Genomic DNA, 16,671 nt, shown 5'->3' with positions numbered 1-16,671 from the left:
GCTTTATGCTGAAAAGGAAGTATTATGGCGCGCTACGATTACAAGTGCTCGAGCTGCGGCAACGTGTTCGAGGTTGAGCATCCCATGTCCGAGACCCCCGAGGTCCTATGCCCGAGCTGCGGTGCCCCGGCGGCCAAGACGTTCTCGGCCAGCGGTATTAAGTTCGATGGCAGCGGTTTCTACAACACCGACCAGCGCAGCGGCGGCTCCAGCACCAGCGCCACAAGCGGCTGCTGCGCCAACTGCCCGCATAACCACTAGAAACCAAACAGCCCCGCGATCAACACCGATCGCGGGGCTGTTTCTTTGTGTCGCAGGTAGCTCTATGAGTTGCGGACCAGGCGGGCGCAAAAGTGGCCGTCGTAGGAGTCGGCGTTTACCGGCACGCTTTGGAAGAGGCCACGGTCGTTTTGACGGACGGCTACCAGCTTCTTGGCCTGCTCGAAATCGGGCAGTTGCAGGATCTGCGCCTCGGAGAGCGACTCCAGGCTAAAACCGGTACCCTCGGGAGAGTTTAGGAAAGCATCCACGACCTGCGTGTTCTCTTCGTCAAAGACCGAGCACGTCGCATAGATGAGCTCGCCGCCAGTAGCCACGCGCGCGGCAGCCTCTTTGAGCATCGTCAGCTGCAGTTTGGGCAGCTCAACCGTCACATCCTTTTCGGTCAGACGCCACGGAATCTCGGGATGACGGCGCATAGTGCCGGTGCCAGAGCACGGCGCGTCGATAAAGACCGTGTCGAACTTAACCGGCTCGCCAAGCATGGCATCAAATGATGTGAGCACCTCATCAAGCTCGCAAGCATCACCCGAAACCGTACGAACGCCCTGAATGTCGGCCTTATGCAGGCGAGCGAGATTCAGATCGCACTTGCGATCATGCAGATCGAGCGCCGTATGCTGACGCTCATAGCCCGCACGCTTGGCCTGGCACATCATCACATAGGTCTTGGTGCCACGACCAGCACCAATCTCAAGGCAGCTACCAGGGCGCGTGGCAGCTGTGGCGATAAGTTGCGCGTTGAGATCAGATGCCACCGCGGCAGCACGCTCAAACACACCCGAAGCAACGGTAACCTGGGCATCAACCGGGGCATGGCAGCCCGGGAACACGGGTGCCACAAGCTGCGAAATATACGGATCGAGCTTAGTCGCAAAGGCGTTCTCATGCAGGGCCAGCGGCGCGGGGGCCAGATTGCCGGCAAAGTTCAGCGCACCCTCGGGCGTGTCAAACGACGCCATAATGCGAGCGCACAGCCAGCGAGGAAGACCCATAAGGCGCGACAGACGAACCAAGCGTCGCTCGGACTCATCCATGTCGGATGCCGTGGCAAAGTCCTCAACATTGTCCGCAACCTTATGCAGTACAGCATTGGCCAAGCCGGCGGCGGACTTAGCACCGCAACGAACCAGTTCAACACCCTGACTTACGGCAACACGGCCCGGCGTATGCAGGTAGAGCATCTCGAAGGCCGAGATACGAAGCGCCATGCGAACGCGCGGCGCAACCTTTTTGGGCTTATCGAGAAACTGATCGAGCAGCTCGTCCAAAACACCCTGCGTGGCGGCAACACCGAGCGCCAAGCGAGCGGCAAACGCAGAATCGCGCTGGTCAATGGCCTTGGCGGAAGCACGGGAAGACAACACGTCGCGCGCATACATGCCACGGCGATCGGCCTCCATCAGCACATCGAGCGCAAGCTTGCGCGCGGGAGACAGCTTGCTCATGACAAAACACCCCACGAAAGATCGGCACCCTGCAGGCCAGCAGCCCAAGCAGAAGCGACCATAGCACGCTTGCCATCAGGCTTAACCTCGAGCAACTCAACCGAGCCATCGGAAAGGCCAAGGTAAACACGCTTAGCCTGAACGAGAACCTGACCCTCGCCAAGCGACACATCAGCCGCCGCAGCATCGAGCACACGCACGGTCTTGCCGGCAATCACGCAACGAGCAGGCGCGGTATCGGATGAGGCCAGCACATGACGCACGCAATCAAGCGCCGACATTTGCGGATCCAAGCGCATCTCCTGCTTAGAAATCTTGGCAGCATGGGTAACGAGCGCCTCATCCTGTTCGATCCACACGGCGGTGCCATCGGCAAGAGAAGGAAGCGTATCGGCAAGCAGTTTGCCGCCGAGCTCAGCGAGCTCCATAGTCAGCGCCTCGGCATGCTTACCGGCAACCGAGGTCGAGGCCTGCGCACAATAGGCGCCGGTATCCACGCCATGCCCAATGCGCATGATAGAAACGCCAGCAATCTCATCACCAGCAAGAATGGCACGCTGAATAGGAGCAGCCCCACGCCAACGAGGCAGCAAGGACGCATGAACATTCACAATACCAAGCGGCGCTATATGAAGCACCTCATCAGGCAAAATACAGCCATAAGCAGCCACACAGAAAATATCAGCCTGCGCAGCCTTGAGCACCTCAACAACCTCAGGCGTCATACGATTAGCCTCAACAACAGGCAAACCAAGCTCGAGCGCCTTAGCCTTAACAGGAGACGGCTCAAGCTTCTTACCACGCCCGCGAACAGCATCAGGACGAGTAACAACAAGCGCAATCTCATTCCCAGCCTCAACAAGCGAAGTCAAAGAAGGCACAGCAAAATCAGGCGTACCCATAAACACAATACGCATAAAAATCGTCTCCTCTCAACCAAAGCCGAGACGGCTACAAAGAACAGCGGAAAGCCAAGTCACCAGCCCATCCGCAATAACATTTCAACAAGAACAAATATACCCAAAACCAAAGAAAGAGCCGCAATAAAAGCAGCTCTTTCAGCAAAGCACCTATCAGCGAAGACGCCCATCCCTGGCCCGACGGCACCCGGGCGAACCGAGCCAGAACAACGCAGTCCCCGGTGCTGAGCGCCCACATATCGTCCCGCGCGCAGTTTCGCAGCAAAGCGAGAATGTTTGAGCACGGGATGATATGTGGGCGCTCAGCACCGGGGACGGTGGGACCTACTCCGTCTCGCCCGGTCGAGCGCCGCGGGCCAGGGCGTCCTGGTACTCCTTGACGGCCTTGATCCTCTGCATCGGCTTCAGTCGCTCGAACATGGTGTTGCCATGCAGGTGATCGATCTCGTGCTGCAAGCACACGCAGAACAGGTCGCCCGAGGCCTCGTAGCGAATCAGGTTGGCATCCAGGTCGTACGCCTCGACGACGACATGGTCGGGACGCTCGATCTCGCAGCTAATACCGGGAATGGACAGGCAGCCCTCGCTAAACGGCACCAGATGGTCGCTCTGCTCAACAATGACAGGGTTGATGAGCACGTAGGGATCGTAGTCATTCTTGTCGCTGTAGTCGCAGTCGATGGTGACGAGCTGAATAAGCTCACCGATCTGCGGGGCAGCCAGACCGCAACCGCCGTTGTCGAACATCATCTTCTTCATCTTCTCGGCAAGCGCCTCGATCGCCGGAGTGATCTCCTCGATCACGGCGCACTCCTGGCGCAGACGAGGGTCGGGCGACAGTACGATTCCGTTGGCTTCCATGGCCATCCTTTCGGGTTGTTACATCAAATCATAGGCGTCGACGTCAACGCTCACGCTCACGCCGCGCACGGAGCCCACCTCTATGAGGCAGGCGTCGATATCATCAGAGACATGGTACCCCACGGGCGACTTCACAAGCAGGTGGAAGCGATAACGGTCCTTGGCTCTCTCGATTACACACGAAGCCGGACCAAGCACCTGCGGCACGGCGCTCCCCGCCCGCAAAAAGTCAGGCGCGGCGGCATGCCAGCGACGCTTAAGGAGTTTCGCGATGCGCCCGATATAGTCTCGCGCGTCATCCGCGTTCGTCGACCATACCAAGATGTTGGCCAGGCGCACGAACGGCGGGTACAGCGCGTCGCGGCGCTGGTCCAGATCGTAGTCGGTAAAGATCGAGCGGTCGTGCTCAGCGACGGCGCGAATGACCGGGTCCTCGGGCAGGTAGGTCTGGATGATAACCTCACCGGGGCGATCTCCGCGTCCGGCACGGCCCGCGACCTGCTCCAGCAAATCGTAGGCGCGCTCCCCCGCTCTAAAATCGGGCAGCTTGAGGGCAAAGTCGGCATTGACCACGCCCACAAGCGTGACCTCGGGAAAGTCGAGGCCCTTGGCGATCATCTGGGTACCCAGCAGCACCGCGCAATCGGCGGCATCGAACTGCTCGAGCAGCTTTTTGTGCGCGTCCTTGCCGCGCGTGGAATCGGCGTCCATGCGAATAATGGCGACATCCTCGGGCAGCATCTGGTGCAGCGCATCCTCGATCTGCTGCGTGCCCAGGCCCATTTTTGCCAGATAGCGGCTGCCGCATTTGGGACAGCGGCTCGTGGGGGCCGGATAGGGCTGCACGCGCCAGGACGATCCGCAGGTGTGGCATTGCAGCGTGTGCGTGCGCTCGTGGTACGTGAGCGCGGTGGAGCAGTGGTTGCAGGTGGGCACGCAGCCGCATTCGCGGCACATAAGGAACGGCGCAAAACCGCGACGGTTGTGCAGCAACACGGCCTTTTCGCGGCGCTCGACTACACGCTCCAGGCCCTCCATCAGCGGTTTTGAGAACATGGAGCGGCTGCCGTGTGCGAACTCGCGGCGTAGGTCGGCAATGCGGACTGTGGGCAACACGGCGTGTCCCGGGCGCTCGGGCATCTCGACACGCGTCCAGGTTGCTCCGTTGTACGTGCCGCGGCGGCAGCGGTCGAGGGTCTCAGCCGAGGGCGTGGCGGAGCCCAGCACGAGCGGACACCGATAGCGGCGCGCCATCTCGGCAGCCACCTCGCGCGCATGGTATCGCGGGCTGGAGCCCTGCTTGTAGCTGGTCTCGTGCTCCTCGTCGATAATAATGAGGCCCAGATCGCTGAGCGGGCAAAAGAGCGCCGAGCGGGCGCCCACGACCACGCGCGCGGCACCGCTGGCGACCATATCCCACTGGTCCAGGCGCTCGCCGGCCGAAAGACGCGAGTGGAACACAGCGACCGTCTCGCCAAAGCGCGAGCGGAAGCGGCCGACGGTCTGGGCCGTCAGCGAGATCTCGGGTACGAGCACGCAGGCCGAACGGCCGGCCGCCAGCACGCGCTCAATCGCCGAGAGGTAGACCTCGGTTTTGCCGGAACCGGTGACGCCATCGACAAGGACCACGTCGCCGTGGGCGTCAAGGCGGGCGCGCTCAATCTGCGCGAGGGCCTGCTGCTGGCCGTTGGTGAGTGCCACCGGGGCCTTCCCACTCGCCGAGGACAGCGTGGTCTGCTCGCTGCAGCCACGCCAGGCGCGGCGCTCTTCCACCACCACGACGCCACGTTTTTCGAGCGCCTTGATGGTCGCCGACATGCTGTTGTAAAGCAGGTTGAGGTCGCGCGTCGTAACGGGGCCGCACTGAAGCGCCTCAATGAGCTGGCGCTGGCGGACCGCGGTCTTGGGCGGCGTGTAGTCAAAGCCTTCGGGCGTAAGCATCACCCAGCGGTTTTGGATGGGTTTGACGGCGGGACGCTCAACCGACCATGCGCCGTCATCGCCCTTGACCACGCGCGGGCTGCCGCCCGGAGGCAAGAACAGGCGCAGGCACTCGGAAAGCGTCGCGACGTACTCGCGGCTCATCCAACGTGCGATACGGGCGGCCTCGGCGGTAAAGAGCGGCTTGCTGAGGATAGCCTCGATAGGCTTGACGCGCGCGGGGTCGAGAGCGTCGTTACCTTGCAGGTCGCCCAGCTCGGGCGCGATGTCGACGATGTAGCCCGCGGCCGCACGGTTGCCAAAATGAACTAGGACGGTGGAGCCGATCTGGGCATCGTTGGCAAGGGGCTCAGGGATGCCGTAAACAAACGGTTCGGACAGCGCACGGGTGGGAATGTCGAGGACCACGCTCGCGTAGGCGGCGATGGGGTCAAGTGTATGCTCGGGCTTGGCCGGTGCAGCGGCGGGCACGGGCGCCGCTGGAACCTCCTCCGGTTCCGGCGAACCAAACAGCGACAGTTGTTGAGCCATACACCACCTCTAATGAACGGACCTGAAAGGGGTGGGACAAAATAATCAGTAGAGTTTGTCCCATGGCCGATACGAGTGTCGAGCTCGTTGCGTCACTCGAACATGGGACAAACACTACTGATTATTTTGTCCCAGCAACCCACTCATCGGTACAGAAACAAGAGCCCCGCTCGGGTGAACGGGGCTCGGATACATGCGTTTACGCGGCTGCTACAGCGCCATCGTGCGGGCGCGGTCGATACGCGCCAGGCAGTCGTCGCGGCCGACGAGCGCCATGGTCTCGCCCAGCGGGGGGCTCACCATGTTGCCGCAGACGGCGACGCGCACGGCCTGGAACACCACGCGCTTCTTAAGGTCCATCTGCTCGGGCAGCGGCTCAAGCGCGGCGTCGATGTTGGCAGCCGTCCACTCGTTCACGCCCTCGAGAGCGGCCTTGGCGGCATCCAGAATGGCACCCATGCCCTCCTTGGCCAGGCCCTTGTTGACGGACTTCTCGTCATACTCGAGCGTCTCGGCCGTAGCGAAGATGGGAGCGGCGACGGTCACGGCGTCGGCCGGCATCTTGGTGCGCGGCTTGACGATGGCGGCAAGCGCGTCGATCCAATCCTCGCCGTACTCGACATTACCCTCGATGAGACCCGCCTCGTGCAGCTCGGGAACCATGATCTCGTCGGCAAACTGAGCATCGGACATACCATTGATGTACTCGGCATTGACCCAGTCGAGCTTCTTGGGGTCGAAGGTAGCCGGGTTCTTGGAGATGCGGTCGAGCGAGAACTTGCTGGCAAGGACTTCGCGCGGGATGATCGTAGTCTCGCCGTCGAGCGACCAGCCGAGCAGCGCCAGATAGTTGACGAAGGCGTCGGACAGGTAACCGGCATCGCGGTACTCCTCCACCGAGGTGGCGCCGTGGCGCTTGGAGAGCTTCTTGCCGTCGGCGCCCAGGATCATGGAGATGTGAGCGAACGTGGGCACGGGAGCGCCGAGGGCCTCGTAGACCATGACCTGACGCGGGGTGTTGGACAGGTGGTCGTCGCCGCGGATGACATGGGTGATCTTCATCATGGCGTCGTCGACGACGGTCGCGAAGTTATACGTGGGCGTGCCATCGGAGCGGAAGATGACAAAGTCGTCGAGCTCCTTGGCGTCGAAGGTCACCTCGCCGTGGACGGCGTCGTGGATGACGACGTCGCCGCGGTCCTCGGGCACCTTAATACGCAGGACGTAGGACTCGCCGGCCTCGATGCGACGGCGGGCCTCCTCGGGATCAAGATCGCGGCAACGGCGCTGATAGCCCTGGAAGGGGTCCTTGCGCTCCTGCGCGGCCTTGCGGTCGGCGTCGAGCTGCTCCTTGGTGCAGAAGCAGGGATAGGCCTTGCCCTCGTCCCAAAGCTTCTGGGCGGCCTGCTTGTACAGGTCCAAGCGCTCAGTCTGGGCGTAGGGGCCAAAATCGCCGCCCACCTCGGGACCCTCGTCCCAGTCCAGGCCCAGCCAACGCATGGCGCGCAGGATGATCTGCGTGTTCTCGTCGGTGGAGCGGGTGGGGTCGGTGTCGTCGATGCGCAGGATGAACGTGCCGCCGTTAGCACGGGCGAAAGCCCAGTTATAGATAGCGGTGCGGGCGCCGCCGATGTGCAGCTTGCCCGTCGGTGAGGGTGCAAAGCGGACGCGAACGTCTGATGCCATGGAAATCTCCTCGATTGCAGGATGGATGTCTAACCGCACCAGTATAAAGCATCAAAGCAACCTCCGCACAAAGGGCACCGACCTACTCATTGGGGACTACTCATTGGGGACAGACTTAAATGAGTAGGTGCGGAAAGGGTGTGAATGTTTGATTTACGCGCTATGATGTGCCCTTGCATAGAGAGCCCGGCGGAATGGTAACGGTCGCCGGGACACGTTTTTGAAAGGACAATCATGTCAGAAGAACTTCGTTCCATCCCGCCCCAACACGGGTCCTTTGTTTTTACGTCGGAGTCGGTGACCGAAGGTCATCCCGATAAGATCGCTGACCAGATCAGCGACGCCGTCCTCGACGCAATCCTCGCCAAAGAAATAGAGCTCCAGAAGCAGGGTTACATCGCCCCCAACGGCGTGCCTGCCAACGTGGAGAACGTCCGCTGCGCCTGCGAGACCCTCGTGACCACCGGCACCGTCATCGTCGCCGGCGAGATTCGCACCCAGGCCTACGTCGACGTACAGGAAATCGCCCGCGGTGTTATCCGCCACATTGGCTACAACCGTGCCAAGTTCGGTTTTGACTGCGACACCTGCGGCGTTATGAGCCTCATCCACGAACAGTCACCCGATATCGCCCAGGGCGTTGACGAGTCCTTCGAGACCCAGACCGGCGCTACCACCGACCCGATCGACCTGATCGGCGCCGGCGACCAGGGCATGATGTTCGGTTATGCCTCCAACGAGACCAAGACCCTCATGCCCATGCCACACTACCTGGCAAGCCGCCTAGCCGAGCGCCTGGCCGCCGTGCGTCACGACGGCACCCTCGCCTATCTGCGTCCCGACGGCAAGACCCAGGTCACCGTGCGCTACGAAGACGGCAAGCCCGTCGAGGTCACGACCATCGTCATCTCCACGCAGCACGCCGCCGAGATCGAGGACATGGGCAAGATCAAGGCCGACCTCATCGAGCACGTCATCACCCCGGTCATGGCCGCCGAGAACATGCCGTGGGACAACGCGGACATCTACGTGAACCCCACCGGTCGCTTTGTCGTGGGCGGCCCCATGGGCGACACGGGCCTCACCGGCCGCAAGATCATCGTCGACACCTACGGCGGCTACGGCCGTCACGGCGGCGGTGCCTTTAGCGGAAAGGACTGCACCAAGGTTGACCGCTCCGCCGCATACGCCGCACGCTGGGTCGCCAAGAACGTGGTCGCCGCCGGCCTGGCCGACCGCTGCGAAGTCGAGCTTGCCTACGCCATCGGCGTTTCCAAGCCCCTTTCAATCATGGTCGACACCTTCGGTACCGCTAAGGTCGCCGAGGACAAGATCGTTGAGGCCGTAGAGAAGACCTTCGACCTGCGCCCGGGCGCAATCATTCGCGACCTGGACCTGCGCCGCCCCATCTACGAAAAGACGGCAGCCTACGGTCACTTCGGCCGCGAAGACGCCGACTTCACCTGGGAGAAGACCGACCGAGTCGAAGAACTCAAAGCAGCCTGCGGCCTGTAAGCTAGCGGCAAAAGCTACAGCCAAATCGAAACGCACCAAAAGAGGTACCGGACCAACCGGTACCTCTTTTTTATTAACCGGTGGTGAAGATGAGCCGACCTGGGACGCAGAATAGGTCACCAGCTCATGAATTTTGCAGCACGAGCGCCTCTACCATGTATCCTTAGTCCCGAGGGGCGGGGCATAAGGTCGATCGCGAGTTCCGCACGAGCCGGAGAGCACTTAATGTGCTCTCCGTGCGAGTCAGGACTGTCCGAGCAGGCGACCTTATGCCCCGCCCCTCGGGACGACGGGATAGAACAGGAGCGCATATGGCAGGCAAGCCACAAACACTAGCTACGACCTCGGCATTCGAGATCTTGGGCCCCGTCATGGTCGGCCCCAGCTCATCGCACACCGCCGGCGCCCTGCGCTGCGCCCAAGTTGCCGCCAGCCTGCTGGAAGGCCGCATCACTAAGGTCACCTTTGGCCTGTGGAACTCCTTTGCCCACACCTACCGCGGCCACGGCACCGATCGTGCGCTCGTCGCGGGCATCCTGGGCCTCGACACCGATGACGAGAACATCAAGCAGGCCTTCGACCTCGCGCACGAGCAGGGCCTCGAATATCACTTTGACATCAAGGGCGACGACGCCTCCATCCACCCCAACACCGTCGACATCGACATGGTCGACGACACGGGCGCCACGGCCCAGGTCCGCGGTGAGAGCCTGGGCGGCGGCAAGATGCGCATCAGCCGCATCAACGGCGTCGGCGTCGATATCTCGGGCATGTATTCCACGCTCTTCGTGGCACACCAGGACGTCCCCGGTGTGCTCGCCGCGCTCACGAACCTGCTCGCCTACGCCCATGTGAACATCGCTTTCTGCCGCACCTACCGCACCGAGGTGGGCGGCCAGGCATACTCCGTCTTTGAAACCGATGGCGCCCCCGACGACACCGTCATCCCCATGCTGCGCAAGCTCGACAATGTAAACTACGCCACCTTTATCGAGCTCCCGGGCTCGGCCTCGTCGCTCTCCCCCGGCGTTTCGGCCAAGGAAATCTTTGACGATGGTGCGCAGTTGCTCGACGCCTGCGCCGAACTCGGCCTCAACATCGGCGCCGTCATGGCCGTTCGCGAGGCGCGCCTGACCGGCGAGGCCCACGCCGTCGCCGCCATGCGCCGCGTGCTCGCCGTCATGCGCGAGGAGACCACGGCCCCCATCGCCAATCCTCAGCGCTCGCTCGGCGGGCTTATCGGCGGCGAGGCCAGACTCGTTGATGCCACCGGCCGCAACGACTTGAGCGTAAGCCTGATGGGCGCCGTCCAGACCGATGCCGTGGCCCGCGCCATGGCCGTCCTTGAGCGCTCCGCCACAATGGGAGTGATCGTCGCCGCCCCCACGGCCGGCTCCGCAGGCGTCGTGCCCGGCTGCGTGCTGGCGCTCGCCGACCATCTGCAACTGGACGATGAGCAAGTCATGGACGCCCTCTACTGCGCCGCCGCCATCGGCCTCAACCTCACCACGAGCGCCTGCGTCGCCGGCGCCGAGGGCGGATGCCAAGCCGAGGTGGGAAGCGCGGCCGCCATGGCCGCCGCCGCGCTGGTGCAGATGCTCGGAGGCACGCCTGAGCAGGCACTCGACGCCAGCTCCATCGCCCTGAGCAACCTGCTGGGCCTGGTCTGCGACCCGGTGGGCGGCCTCGTGGAGGTGCCGTGCCAAAACCGCAATGCCATCGGCGTGGCCGCGGCATTTAGCTCGGCGCAGCTTGCACTTGCCGGTATCAAGAGCCTGGTGCCGTTTGACCAGATGGCGCACGTCATGCTCTCCATGGGCCACGCGTTGCCGGCCACGCTGCGCGAGACGGCAAAGGGTGGCATCGCGCAGGCTCCGGCCGCACTTTCGGCCTGTGCAAAATGCGGTGTGTGCGGATAGCGACAAAGAAAGACTCGAAGGTGGGACAAATGTCCCACCTCTTTTGAATGCCACCGTTTCCATACCACAAACAACTGGGTAATCGCTATAATGCAAGCCCAGTAAAAACACGATGAGCCGCAAGGCGAAATCCGAAGGATATGCATACGATGTCGCAAAACGATCGAACTCAACTGATTCCCGATCCGCAGCAGCCGAGCAGGCACACCGGCGGCGTTCAGTCGCCGCGTCCTATCGCGCCGAGCCGCGGTCAGCAGCGAGGTGCGGCAAACGTTTCCCAACGTCCGAACAAGCAGCATCAGCAGCGCCAGGCAAATGGCAATGCGCCCAAGCAGCCCCCCACGCACGCTCGAGGCGATTGCGGCCCCGCACGCAAACCCGCCGAGAACAATAAGTCGGGCAAAAAGACGACGCTCTTTGTCGTTCTGGGTCTTATCGTCATTGTCTATATCGTAGGCGTTGTAGCGTTTTCGCAGGTAGCCTACCCCAACACCACTATCGCCGGCGTCGATGTCTCGTTCTCCAACGCTTCGTCTGCCGCCACCAAGGTCAACTCGGCTTGGAAGCACTATAAGCTCACCGTGACAGGCGATGACTTTAGCTGGACCTATCAGCCCGAGTCCGATGAGCCCATTGTCGACGGCGAAGCTGCCGCAAAAGAGATTATCAGCCGCAACGAAGCCATTGTATGGCCGGTTCGCCTTGTAGAATCCTTAAGCGGCAAGACCAAAACAACCGCTAGCTCCCACGAAGTCGATCTTGATCAAGACGTCGACCTGTCCATGCTCTCCGACACCTTTGACCAAAAGCAGTTTGAGAAGGATCTGGGCGCCGCCATCGACGAGTTTAACGAGGGGCGTTCGGGCGCGTTCGAGGCCAATAGCTCCTATGACGAGCAGGCCGGCAAGTTTACCGTCGAGAAGGCGCGCTCCAACGAAAAACTCAACCGCGAGCATGTCATTAAGTATGCCGAGCTCGAGCTTGCCTCGCTGGCCGAGACCGTAGATCTTTCCAAGCTCGGCAACGATGCCTATGAGCCGCTCAATGGAACGCTGACCGATGATCAGATTCAGGCCGCATGCGATGCCGCCAACAACTTCTTGGGCGTCAACGTGACCCTCAAGCTCAACGGCGAGGATGCCGGCAAGGTTGATGGCAGCTCCGTGTTGCAGTGGATCAGCTTTGCCGATCCGGCCAACCCCACGCTCGATACGTCGCAGATCAGCAGCTGGGCAGCCGAGCTTGCCAACGGCTTTAATACCGTGGGCTCCACTCGCTGGTGGACGCGCGCCGATGGCAAGCAGTGCGCCGTCGAAGGCGGCGACTTTGGTTGGTCCATCGACAGTACCTCGCTCGCCAAGCAGGTCGAAGACGCCATTAACAACAAGCAGACCGGCGAAATCGATATCAAGTACTCCCAGAAGGCCGACACCTTTACCGCAAAGGGAGAGCCTGACTGGAAGGCATACGTCGATGTCGATCTGTCCGAGCAGCACGCGCGCTACTACGACGAGAGCGGCAATATTGTGTGGGAGGCCAACTTTATTTCCGGCAAACCGGGCGAAGACGCCACCCCCGAGGGCGTATGGCAGATCAACAGCAACGATGGCGCCAGCAAACTCATCGGTGCCAAGGACCCCGAGACCGGCAAGCCCAAATACGAAAGCCCAGTTAGCTACTGGATGCCGTTTGAGGGCAACATGATCGGCTTCCACGATGCCACCTGGCAAAACGACAAGAGCTTCGATAACGCCGAGTCGTACAAGTGGTGCGGCAGCCACGGTTGCATCAACCTGCGTCTGGCCGACGCCAAGGCACTTCACGACTGCATCAAAGTCGGCCTGTGCGTGGTTGTCCACTCGTAGTGCAACGCGCGCATTCCTACAACGTGGAGCCGCTGCGACCAATCTAACAGTTCCGAAAGAATCCGCCATATGCGCCCGCCTTACGCGACGGGCGCATATACTTATTGAGGAACTTTCTATAAAGGAGACGCTATGCCGAATGTCCCCACCATCACCCCAGGCCCGGATGATGCCGAGTACACGCCCGAAGGTGCCACCGAAACGATTCCTCTGATTAAAAACGTACATGCCGACAAGCAGAGCGAACGCACGAACGATACGGCCGAGATTTCCGATGAAGAGGCGTATGCCAAGCTCAAGGCAAAACGTGCCGAACGTCGACGCAAAAAGCTGATTCGACGCGGTATTGCCGCCGGCGTCGTAGGTGCCATCGCGCTCATTGCCATTGTCGCAACCCTGGTTATCAATGCGCAGCCGCAGGGCGCTAGCGGGCCTGTGACCGACATGGTGACCGAGGGCACGTTTACCACAACGGTCGAGGCGAAAGGCCAGCTCAAACCCATTTCGTCCTCAGTGGTCTCCCCTTCTGTCGACGGCACGGTCGATTCGATCAACGTGCAGGCAGGCCAATCCGTCAACGAGGGCGACGTGCTCATGACCATTAAGAACGACGCGCTCGATAGCGCTGTTTCCGAGGCGCAGCGCGCGGTCGCGGCCGCCCAGGAAGACCTGAACAATGCAAAGGCGACGCTCGCGGCCGCACAGGCCGCACCGACAACGGACAGTGACGGATCGACCGGCCCATCGGACGCAAACGCCAACGCAAATGCCGTCTCGACCGCCCAGCGCAACCTCGCCTCGGCCCAGGCAACGCTGGAGCAGGCAACTGCAAAGGCGGCCGAGCGCACCGTAAAGGCCCCCAGCTCGGGCAACATCGTCGAGCTCAACGCCAAAGTCGGTGCCACGGTGACCGGAGGCACGATCATGGGCGAAGGCGACACGAGCGGCGGCAAGCAGTGCATGCAAATCGCCGACCTGTCCAAGATGAAGGTGACGGTTCAGGTGGGCGAAAAGGATATCGCCAAAATTGCCGTGGGCCAAAGCGCCAACGTGACCTATCCCGCGTTTCCCGATATCGTGAGTCAGGGCACCGTCACGGCTATCGCCTCGGTGGCAAACTCTGACTCCGGCTCCGGTAGCGGCGGCAGCGTGACCTTTAACGTCGACATCCTCATCGAAGCACCCGACAGTCGCCTTAAGCCGGGTATGACTGCCGAGGTCTCGGTAGTGACCGAGAAGCTCGACGACGTGGTTATGGTGCCGACCATGGCGCTGATGACCGAAGATGGCGAGCACTATTACGTCAATCTGGCCACCGATTCGGAAGGCAAGAAGACGCGCCGCGTGAAGGTGACCGTCGTGACGCAAAACGACAACGAGGCTGTAGTCGGTAAGACGCAGGTCAAGCGCGACGACCAGGGCAACGAGATCAACCCAGACGTCCCGGTTACCAAGTTACGCGACGGCGACACCATCGTGACGGATACCGGCACAGGCATGACGGCAGACGGCGGCGACAACATGCCTGCCGACGAGGGCAAGTAATGCGTCCCGTCATCGACATCCGCAACGTGCACCGCATCTTTGAAAGCGAGGCCGGTTGCGCCCACATCCTGCACAACGTGAGCCTGGCGGTGAACCCCGGTGAGTTCGTCGCCATCACCGGCCCCTCGGGCTCGGGCAAGTCGACACTCATGAACATCCTGGGCTGCCTGGACAAGCCGACGGCGGGTGATTATTTCCTGCAAGGGCTCAACGTCGCCGAGCTCGACGATGATGAGCTCACCGAGGTGCGCGCGCTGAGCATCGGCTTTGTCTTTCAGAGTTTTAACTTGCTGCCGCGTCTGACGGTGATCGAAAACGTCATGCTGCCGCTGTCCTACACCAATGTGCCGCGTAGCCAGCGCGAGATGCGCGCCGTGCACGCGCTGCAAGCCGTCACACTGCCGGTCGACCATTGGGACCACCGAATATCGGAACTCTCGGGCGGACAGATGCAGCGCGTCGCCATCGCGCGCGCCCTCGTCAACGACCCGCCCATCATTTTGGCCGACGAGCCAACGGGAAATCTAGACTCGACAACCGGGGCGCTCGTCATGGAAACCTTCCACAAGCTCCAGAAACGCGGCAAGACCATCGTGCTTATCACACACGACCCCGGCATCGCCGCCGAGGCCGACCGTGCCGTGACCATCCGCGACGGTCGCATTCACGACGGCGCGTATATTCCGCATGCACCGCGGACCCTACGCAGCGCCGTAGATAGCCTGCCCATGATTTCCGCCTCCGCCAACCCGCCGAAAGGAGTGATGGCATGAGCGCCCGCGATCTTATCCAGGAAGCCCTTCACTCGCTCGAGGCCAACAAGGGGCGCAGCCTGCTCACCATCCTTGGCATCGTCATTGGCATCGCCTCGGTCATTGCCATGACTTCGCTCATCGGCGGCATCCAAAACAGCTTGGTCAACAGCCTGGGCCTCAACGCAGCTCGCATGGTTCAGATCTATTCGTCCCAAGAACTCTCTGATTCTGACGTCCAGAAGCTTAAAAAACTGGTGCCGCAGATAGAACAGATCGGAATTGTCAAAAGCGCGTATACCGAGTACAAGACCGGCGATAAAAGCTATACCGTCATGGCACAGGGTGTCGATAGCGACATGCTCGACGCCGTGGGTGCCAGTAAGCTCGTTGCGGGGCGCACCTACACCGATGTCGAGTCAAAGGCAGGCTCGCGCGTGGCGCTCATCAGCCGCGGCGGCGCCGATCAGCTTTACGGCAACGAACAGGATGCGCTGGGAAAAACCATCAAAGTGTCCAACGGCGAGGTGCAGATTGTAGGCGTGATTGATGGCGGCAGCGACTCCATGGGCTCGCTCACTTTGTATATGCCACGCGAAACCATCTCCGGCCTATTTGGCGACGAGAATCCTTCATTCCCCAGCGTGACGGCACTTGCCGCCGAGGGCACGGACATGGATGAGCTCTGCAAGACCATCGAGTCCAAGGTGCGCGCGATGAAGGGTATCGCGGAGGATGATGAGTACGACAGTGTATCGGCGACCTCCATGAAAAGCGCTATCGACTCCCTCAATTCCTTTATGGGCGCCTTCTCGCTCATCATGGGTGCTGTCGCCAGTATCTCGCTGCTTGTCGGCGGTATCGGCATTATGAACATGATGCTCACCAACGTGACTGAGCGCATCCGCGAGATCGGCATCCGTCGCGCTCTGGGCGCCAGTCGTCGCGATATCACCGCGCAGTTTTTGGCCGAGTCCTCGGCGCTGTGCGTCACCGGTGGCCTGCTGGGTGTCCTGATAGGCTATCTGCTGGCCTGGGGCCTCGCGATGTTTGCCTCCGGACCCGGGATTCTTGGCGAGCTCGGTGCCAGCGGGCAAATCACACCGAGTTTTTCAATCGCCACGGTGCTGCTGGCCTTCGCCGTCTCCGTCGGCATCGGCGTAATCTTTGGCTTCTACCCCGCTCGACGCGCGGCAAAGCTCGACCCGGTGGAGTGCCTACGCTACCAGTAAGCCACCACCGACAAGTTACGGTGATTTAGGGACTGAGTATGCTATCTAGCAGCAAAAACAGACACTATTTCACCGCAACTTATTGAAGGGCTGTTTGCGCCAGTTCCGGGCGTCCTCGAGCTATTGGTGGATGACGGGCTTGTACGGGTCGAGCTTGCTCGAGGCGATCCTCCTCGC

General features: G+C 61.4%; 12 protein-coding genes. 7 read left to right on the top strand and 5 right to left on the bottom strand.

The features are described 5' to 3' along the window. Positions 1–24: 24 nt before the first annotated feature. Positions 25–261: an FmdB family zinc ribbon protein gene (locus tag DXD77_RS04430; protein ID WP_117647878.1), complete on the top strand. Its 237-nt coding sequence runs from the start codon at positions 25–27 to the stop codon at positions 259–261. Between the two features lie 62 nt (positions 262–323). Here DXD77_RS04430 and DXD77_RS04425 read toward each other — a convergent pair whose 3' ends face one another. The 5 genes from DXD77_RS04425 to gltX form a co-directional block, all read right to left on the bottom strand. Further along, positions 324–1,727 (bottom strand): RsmB/NOP family class I SAM-dependent RNA methyltransferase, encoded by a 1,404-nt coding sequence (locus DXD77_RS04425; RefSeq protein WP_117647876.1) that lies wholly within the window; start codon positions 1,725–1,727, stop codon positions 324–326. Further along, the gene (fmt, locus tag DXD77_RS04420; protein ID WP_117647874.1) at positions 1,724–2,644 is read right to left on the bottom strand and encodes a methionyl-tRNA formyltransferase; all 921 of its coding nucleotides are present in this window, start codon (positions 2,642–2,644) and stop codon (positions 1,724–1,726) included. The genes DXD77_RS04425 and fmt overlap by 4 nt, the downstream gene beginning before the upstream one ends. Before the next feature lie 327 nt (positions 2,645–2,971). After that, positions 2,972–3,508, bottom strand: coding sequence for a peptide deformylase (gene def / locus DXD77_RS04415; RefSeq protein WP_117635192.1), 537 nt, complete (start codon positions 3,506–3,508; stop codon positions 2,972–2,974). Between the two features lie 18 nt (positions 3,509–3,526). Next, on the bottom strand, positions 3,527–5,980 hold the full coding sequence (gene priA, locus DXD77_RS04410) for a primosomal protein N' (RefSeq protein ID WP_117647873.1): 2,454 nt from the start codon (positions 5,978–5,980) through the stop codon (positions 3,527–3,529). 210 nt (positions 5,981–6,190) lie between these two features. Further along, a complete protein-coding gene (gene gltX, locus DXD77_RS04405) occupies positions 6,191–7,666 on the bottom strand; it encodes a glutamate--tRNA ligase (protein WP_117647871.1) in 1,476 nt (491 codons plus the stop codon). 234 nt (positions 7,667–7,900) lie between these two features. Here gltX and metK point away from each other — a divergent pair, with 234 nt between their 5' ends. From metK to DXD77_RS04375, 6 genes are all read left to right on the top strand, one after another. Continuing rightward, complete coding sequence (gene metK / locus DXD77_RS04400) at positions 7,901–9,181, top strand: methionine adenosyltransferase (protein WP_117647869.1); 1,281 nt, start codon at positions 7,901–7,903, stop codon at positions 9,179–9,181. A 311-nt stretch (positions 9,182–9,492) separates the two neighbouring features. Beyond that, positions 9,493–11,100, top strand: coding sequence for an L-serine ammonia-lyase, iron-sulfur-dependent, subunit alpha (sdaAA, locus tag DXD77_RS04395; protein ID WP_117647867.1), 1,608 nt, complete (start codon positions 9,493–9,495; stop codon positions 11,098–11,100). Between the two features lie 140 nt (positions 11,101–11,240). Then, complete coding sequence (locus tag DXD77_RS04390) at positions 11,241–12,965, top strand: L,D-transpeptidase (protein ID WP_117647865.1); 1,725 nt, start codon at positions 11,241–11,243, stop codon at positions 12,963–12,965. Positions 12,966–13,097: 132 nt separating this feature from the next. Beyond that, on the top strand, positions 13,098–14,510 hold the full coding sequence (locus tag DXD77_RS04385) for an efflux RND transporter periplasmic adaptor subunit (RefSeq protein WP_117647863.1): 1,413 nt from the start codon (positions 13,098–13,100) through the stop codon (positions 14,508–14,510). Continuing rightward, the gene (locus DXD77_RS04380; RefSeq protein ID WP_117564091.1) at positions 14,510–15,283 is read left to right on the top strand and encodes an ABC transporter ATP-binding protein; all 774 of its coding nucleotides are present in this window, start codon (positions 14,510–14,512) and stop codon (positions 15,281–15,283) included. Before DXD77_RS04385 ends, DXD77_RS04380 begins: the two co-directional genes overlap by 1 nt. Further along, the gene (locus DXD77_RS04375; protein ID WP_117564092.1) at positions 15,280–16,494 is read left to right on the top strand and encodes an ABC transporter permease; all 1,215 of its coding nucleotides are present in this window, start codon (positions 15,280–15,282) and stop codon (positions 16,492–16,494) included. Before DXD77_RS04380 ends, DXD77_RS04375 begins: the two co-directional genes overlap by 4 nt. The last annotated feature ends 177 nt before the right edge of the window (positions 16,495–16,671 follow it).

This window comes from Collinsella sp. TM09-10AT, assembly GCF_003436275.1.
GTDB lineage: Bacteria > Actinomycetota > Coriobacteriia > Coriobacteriales > Coriobacteriaceae > Collinsella.
Note: the sequence above shows the minus strand (reverse complement) of the source record. Positions and strands in the feature narration are given on the sequence as shown.